The sequence below is a fragment of the Acinetobacter sp. HR7 genome (assembly GCF_000773685.1).
In the GTDB taxonomy this organism is placed as follows: Bacteria; Pseudomonadota; Gammaproteobacteria; order Pseudomonadales; family Moraxellaceae; genus Acinetobacter; species Acinetobacter thermotolerans.
Window position 1 is genome coordinate 1 of the sequence record NZ_JPQO01000140.1, and the last position, 4,042, is coordinate 4,042.

The window sequence follows — 4,042 nt, forward strand, 5'->3', positions numbered from 1 at the left end:
AAATTGTGGGACAGCAATGCCCAGTTGGGTGCTTTTATTGTTGGCTTAGTCTTTTTTCGGAGCCGGCACTGAAGCTTCAGTGGTGATATTCACGGTAATCTTATCGCCCACATTCGGTACATACGCCCCTACCCCAAATGCTGAACGGTCAAATGAAGTTGTTGCATTAAAACCAACCGTTTGCAGCTTGGTCATTGGGTGTACGCCCTGTTTATTTAACACTGCGTCCAGCACTACTGGCTTGGTCACACCTTTCACGGTTAAGTCACCGGTGATTTTATATTTATTTTTACCTAAAGCTTGAACTTTGGTACTTTTAAAGGTGATGTTTGGATATTTGGCTACATCAAAAAATTCAGCACTTTGAATATGTTCATCCAGTGCTTTCACGTTGGTATTGATGCTGGATACCGGAATTGTGACATTCACAGATGAATTGGCAGGTTTTTCATTATCTACATTAATGGTGCCCTGAATATTGCTAAAGTTGGCATAAGGCGTAGAAAAGCCAAAGTGACTCCAGCTAAATACCGTCGCAGTATGGCCTGGATCAATGTTATAAGCCACCGGTTTTGCCATGGAGAATGTTGCTACAGTGGCCAAAGTCAGGCCCACAGCCAAAGTTGTTAATTTCATGTCATAACCCTCTGTTTTGAATAGGTTCTAATCTAGCTGAATTGGAATTATTTGCATCGTTAAAGATAGAACGTTTTGTTGCATGCATGGAACGGTAAAATTGTAAGCAGAATGACTTTGCTCATTTCAGGCCATCTTGTATTGAATAAATCCGGTTTTCTTTGCCTCCCGATTATACAATTGCTGGGCTGTCGTATTGGTTTCATGTGTTAGCCAATAAACCCGGTCACAGCCACGCTGTTTTGCATGTTTATATACCTGCTCAATCAAAGCTCTAGCTACGCCTCGCCCACGAAAATCATCATGGGTATATAAATCCTGTAAATAGGCATACGGTGTCAACGTCCAGCAACTGTCATGTTCAATCACATGTACAATGCCCACCACTTGCTGATCGAGGATGGCAGCAAAGCCATAAATATGCTGAAGTTCAGGATTAGTCAGCTTTTGCCAGGTATTCTGATTTACGTCATCCGAGAGTTTGGTTTGATAAAAAGTTTGATAATCTTGCCAGAGTGGCAACCATTTCTGCTGACTAATCTTTCCAAAGGAACAACCTGAATTTGTTCTTCTGTCATTGTTATAGATGCTTTATTAAAAGTGATTAAATTAGCTTAGGCTATTTTTAAGGCAAAAGTAAGTTCTTATATTTCCAAATTTTATAAATGAGACATTTTACAAAAACAAAAAAGCCCCGTTCGGGGCTATTTGAGTTTTCAGCTTAGAGCTTTTCTACCAGAATACGGTCAACCTGTTTTAAACCAGAATGTTTTTCATGATTCTTACGACGGATCTTGATGATCTTTTCTTCCGCCATTTCTTGCAGTAACAGCTCTACTGCCATCATGGCTTCCAGTGGCAGGTCCTGCCCGATCCACTTCTGTTCACCTGCATCCATTAAAGTAATTTCATCGTTAATTTGCTCATATAAACTCATGTTCATCTCACTTTTTTGCAATCAACCATGGGGAGAACTTTTCAGCTGTTGATGCATGGAAAAGCTGAAAAGACAAAACAAAAGACGCCCCAAAACTGGGGCGTCCTCGAAAAGCTGTTTAATCGAGAGATTAAGCAGTAATTTCTTTCACTGCTGCAACAACTGCCTCAGTTGTAATACCGAAGTATTTAAACAAATCTTTAGCAGGAGCTGATTCACCATAAGTGGTCATACCGATCACACGACCGTCCAGACCGACAAATTTCCACCAGTAATCGACATGTGCAGCTTCAACAGCAACACGTGCACGGATATTTGATGGAAGAACTGCTTCACGGTAAGCAGCATCCTGTTTCACGAATTCTTCAGCACATGGCATAGAAACCACACGTACACCTTCAAGCTGGGCGTGAGCTGCCATTGCCAGTTCAACTTCAGAACCAGTGGCGATGATGATCGCTTTCAGTTCGCCTTTTTCTTCAGCCAGTACATAACCACCTTTGGCAATGTTCTCAATTTGTGCTTGAGTACGGGTTTGGAAAGGCAGGTTTTGACGAGAGAAGATCAACGCAGTTGGGCCTTCGCTACGCAGCAGCGCAGCTTTCCAAGACACTGCAGCTTCAACAGTGTCACATGGACGCCATGTATTCAGGTTTGGTGTACCACGTAAAGATGCGATTTGTTCTACTGGTTGGTGTGTTGGACCATCTTCACCCAGACCGATTGAGTCGTGAGTGTATACGTGGATGACACGTTGTTTCATCAGCGCAGACATACGTACTGCATTACGTGCATATTCCATAAACATCAGGAATGTTGCCACGTAAGGAATGAAACCGCCATGCAGTGCAACACCATTCGCGATCGCGGTCATACCGAACTCACGTACGCCATAGTGTACGTAGTTACCTGCAGGATCAGATTCTACGCCTTTTGCACCTTTCCATAAAGTCAGGTTAGAACCTGCAAGGTCAGCAGAACCACCCAGGATTTCTGGTAGTTCAGGCGCAAATGCCTGAATCGCAGCCTGGCTTGCTTTACGGGTTGCGACAGTTTCAGCTTTGGCATTCACTTCAGCAATATAAGCATCTGCTTTAGCCACGAAATCCGCTGGAAGTTCACCAGACAGACGGCGTTTCAGTTCAGCTGCTTCAGTTGGGTATTTCGCTGCATAAGCGGCAAAAGTTTCGTTCCAAGCCGCTTCAGCTGCTTTACCTTTTTCTTTCGCATCCCAAGCTGCATAAACGTCAGCAGGAATTTCGAATGGACCTTCAGTCCAGCCCAGTGCTTCACGAGTTAATACGATTTCGTCATTACCCAATGGAGCACCGTGGCAGTCCTCTTTACCTTGTTTGTTTGGAGAACCTAAACCGATAATGGTTTTACAAATAATCAGGGTTGGTTTCGCAGTTTCAGCTTTCGCTTCTACAGTTGCCTGACGGATGGCATCGCTATCGTGACCATCAACTTTGATCACTTGCCAGCCGTATGCTTTGAAGCGATGTTCTGTATCGTCAGAGAACCATCCTTCTACTTCACCATCAATCGAAATACCGTTGTCATCATAGTAAACCACCAGTTTACCCAGACCTAAAGTACCTGCCAATGAACATGCTTCATGAGAAACACCTTCCATCAGACAGCCATCACCCAGGAAGCAGTAAGTGTAGTGATCTACAACTTTAATGTCGCCTTTGTTGAATTGAGCAGCTAAAGTTTTTTCAGCCAATGCAAAACCAACCGCGTTTGCGATCCCTTGGCCTAATGGACCAGTGGTTGTTTCCACACCTGGTGCATAACCCAATTCTGGGTGACCAGGCGTTTTAGAATGTAATTGACGGAATGATTTCAAATCTTCGATTGAAAGATCATAGCCCGTTAAATGAAGAAGTGCATATTGCAGCATTGAGCCGTGACCGTTAGACAATACAAAGCGGTCGCGGTTTGCCCAATTTGGGTTAGTTGGGTTGTGGCTTAAAAATTCACGCCAAACCACATCAGCGATGTCTGCCATCCCCATCGGAGCACCTGGATGTCCTGAGTTTGCTTTTTGCACAGCATCCATTGCCAATACACGAATTGCGTTTGCAATACGACGTTCATTAAGCGGGGTTGTCATAAATCAGAGTCCAAATAATTCAGAAATAGAAATTGATGAAAAAGACTTTCAAAACTGCTGCATATTGTCTTAAAAAAACGACGAGGGGTAAAGTGCAGCCTACAATATTTATCACTTTATTGTGGTTTGGATTCTTTATCGTACATTTAATCTACAGTGTAAGCTTTCCAAACAACTGATCATTGCCCTTTTATTAGTTTAAAAGGGCTTTGTTGCATAAATATGTAAGCATCTGATTTAAATAAATTTAATTTTGGATTAAAAAATAATCAAAACTTTTAAAATCATATAGTTATGAAATCTTTATGCAACAAAGCCGTTTAAAAGACTAGATCTCTTGCGAAAGTTAA

4 protein-coding genes are annotated in these 4,042 nt (G+C 42.5%); all 4 read right to left on the reverse strand.

Translation table 11 applies throughout. The annotated features are described in order from the left end of the window. Positions 1-45 precede the first annotated feature (45 nt). On the reverse strand, positions 46-636 hold the full coding sequence (locus GW12_RS06335; RefSeq protein WP_034585054.1) for a YceI family protein: 591 nt from the start codon (positions 634-636) through the stop codon (positions 46-48). A gap of 126 nt (positions 637-762) precedes the next feature. Then, complete coding sequence (locus tag GW12_RS06340; RefSeq protein WP_227504137.1) at positions 763-1,158, reverse strand: N-acetyltransferase; 396 nt, start codon at positions 1,156-1,158, stop codon at positions 763-765. A 199-nt stretch (positions 1,159-1,357) separates the two neighbouring features. After that, entirely contained in the window at positions 1,358-1,573 is a 216-nt protein-coding gene (locus GW12_RS06345) for a hypothetical protein (protein WP_034585063.1), read from the reverse strand. 130 nt (positions 1,574-1,703) lie between these two features. Next, positions 1,704-3,692 carry a transketolase gene (gene tkt / locus GW12_RS06350; protein ID WP_034585060.1) on the reverse strand — a complete coding sequence of 663 codons (1,989 nt, stop codon included), beginning with the start codon at positions 3,690-3,692 and terminating at the stop codon, positions 1,704-1,706. Positions 3,693-4,042 lie beyond the last annotated feature (350 nt).

Coding starts and splice junctions, on each gene's coding strand:
- GW12_RS06345 (WP_034585063.1), bottom strand. CDS start 1,573: ATGAGTTTATATGAGCAAATTAACGATGAAATTACTTTAATGGATGCA.
- tkt (WP_034585060.1), bottom strand. CDS start 3,692: ATGACAACCCCGCTTAATGAACGTCGTATTGCAAACGCAATTCGTGTA.
- GW12_RS06335 (WP_034585054.1), bottom strand. CDS start 636: ATGAAATTAACAACTTTGGCTGTGGGCCTGACTTTGGCCACTGTAGCA.